This window comes from Dietzia sp. HMSC21D01 (assembly GCF_001815995.1).
GTDB classification, from domain to species: Bacteria; Actinomycetota; Actinomycetes; order Mycobacteriales; family Mycobacteriaceae; genus Dietzia; species Dietzia cinnamea.
Genome location: NZ_KV823593.1, coordinates 1 through 1986, shown reverse-complemented (window position 1 = coordinate 1986; position 1986 = coordinate 1). Strand labels below are relative to the sequence as shown.

General features: G+C 73.6%; 3 protein-coding genes. All 3 read right to left on the bottom strand.

Annotation, left to right across the window (positions count from 1 at the left end):
• A partial coding sequence (gene tsaB / locus HMPREF3086_RS00105) for a tRNA (adenosine(37)-N6)-threonylcarbamoyltransferase complex dimerization subunit type 1 TsaB (RefSeq protein ID WP_070719651.1) occupies positions 1 to 338 on the bottom strand: 338 nt, incomplete at its 3' end.
• A gap of 4 nt (positions 339 to 342) precedes the next feature.
• A complete protein-coding gene (locus HMPREF3086_RS00100; protein WP_070719650.1) occupies positions 343 to 864 on the bottom strand; it encodes a tRNA (adenosine(37)-N6)-threonylcarbamoyltransferase complex ATPase subunit type 1 TsaE in 522 nt (173 codons plus the stop codon).
• The gene (locus tag HMPREF3086_RS00095) at positions 861 to 1982 is read right to left on the bottom strand and encodes an alpha/beta fold hydrolase (RefSeq protein ID WP_083324190.1); all 1122 of its coding nucleotides are present in this window, start codon (positions 1980 to 1982) and stop codon (positions 861 to 863) included. The genes HMPREF3086_RS00100 and HMPREF3086_RS00095 overlap by 4 nt, the downstream gene beginning before the upstream one ends.
• Positions 1983 to 1986: the final 4 nt, after the last annotated feature.

Below are 1986 nucleotides of genomic sequence, written 5' to 3'. Positions count from 1 at the left end.
GCGCGCGCGGTGGCCGCGAGCCCGTCGAGCGAGCACACTCCGTGGACCGGTCTCCCCAGGGCGTCGGCGAACGCGGCGGCGGTGGCCATCCCGACCCGCAGCCCGGTGAACGGACCCGGCCCGGTGCCCACCACCACGGCGTCGAGGCCGCCCGCGGACAGGCCGGCGTCGGCGAGGCAGTCGAGGATGTGCGGGGTCAGCAGTTCCGCATGGGCACGGGCGTCCTCGGTGACGCGGGTGGACAGTGTCGCGACCACGGGGCCGTCGCCACCGGGCACGAGTCGGCACACCCCCGCGGTGACGAAGGGGGTCGAGGTGTCGACAGCGAGGACCAGCACGGGGTCAGGGTACCGCCGGGCCGGCCGCGCGACCGGGCGAGGCGCCCCGGCTCCAGCCGGCGGTGCGCACGTCGGTGCCGTCGGGCCGGCTCAGGGTCACCACGAGCGGGGCCTCGACGAGGGAATCGACGAACCCGGCGCCCCACTCGACCACCACGACATCGGAGTCGAGGGCCGAGTCCAGGTCGAGGGACTCGAGTTCGTCGGCCAGGTCGCCCGTCGTGGGCCGGGTCCCGTCCGGGTCCTGCCCGCCGAGGAGACGGTAGGCGTCGACGTGTACGAGCCCCGGGCCCCCGGGCCTCATGGGCGGGTGCCGGCGCGCGATGACGAAGGTCGGCGAGGTCACGCGGCCCCGCACGCCGAGGCCCGCTGCGATCCCGGTGGTCAGGGCGGTCTTGCCCGCGCCGAGGGGGCCTTCGAGCACCACCACGTCGCCGGCGCGGAGCAGTCCGGCCAACTCGACGCCCAGCGCGCGCGTCTCGTCGACCGTCGGCAGGTCGCGCTCCCCCGGCACAGCGATCGTCACGATATCCCGCTTCCGTCGGCGCGGCCCGCCCGCTCGAGGCGGCGCGACTCCATGATCGCGTCGGCCACGAGGTCGCCCAACACCTCGGACACGTGCGCGGGCTCCTCGAGCATCACCATGTGCCCGGCGCCGGGGACCACGACGAACTCGGCGTCGGGGAGCTCCTCGACGATGTCGACCGACCGGTCCAGCGGGGTGAGCAGGTCCCGGTCACCGCAGAGGACCGTCGTGCGGACCTCACGGAGAACGGGCATGGCGGCCGACTCGTCGTGCCGCGTGAGGGTCTCGAAGAAGTTGGCGATGGTCAGCACGTCGGTCGAGGCTATGAGCTTGTCCACGAACCGGGCGACGGTCGGACTGACCGTGGCGGGGTCTCCGAACGACCCACCGTAGATGAACGGCGAGATGATCGCCCCGAGCGCACGTCGGCTGCTGGTGAACACGCCGGGGCTGCGGCCCGCCAACCCGGCGAGGCGGGCCACGCTCTTGTTGTCGAGCACTGACCCGAGCCCGGCCTCCGAGAGCTCCGCCATCGCGGTGGAGACCAGCCCGACCCCCAGGACCCGCTCACGGACGGTCTCCGGGTGACGGGAGGCGAACCCCATCACGGTCATCCCGCCCATGGAGTGGCCGATCACGACGACGGGCCCGGTCGGCGTGGTCGCCGAGATGACGGTGTCGAGGTCCCGGGACAGCTGGTCGATGGTCGCGTTCTTCCGCGAGCCGGACCCGCTCAATCCGTGCCCGCGCTGGTCGTAGAAGACCATCCGGATCTCGGAGCCGAACCGGTCGGCCAGATGCCGGCGTTGGAAATGCCAGGTGTCCATCGACAAGGTGTAGCCGTGGACGAACACGACCGTCATCGGCGCGTCGGTGGGCCCCGCCTCGCGCACCGCGAGCGGGACACCGTCGGTCGCGGCGACCATGGAGCCACGGTCCACCCCGAGCTCCCACATGTCTTCGCCGGCCCACGGGTCGTTGGCGCGTCGGCCGGGCAGGAGGGTGACGACGGAACCGAGAGTGGCGGCGCCGAGCGCGCTCAGGCCTGCGCGCAGGCCACCGGGCGTCCGGATCCGTTCGGCGACCGCCTCCGCGTCGCGCGGCGTGCCCCCGGCCATCGCC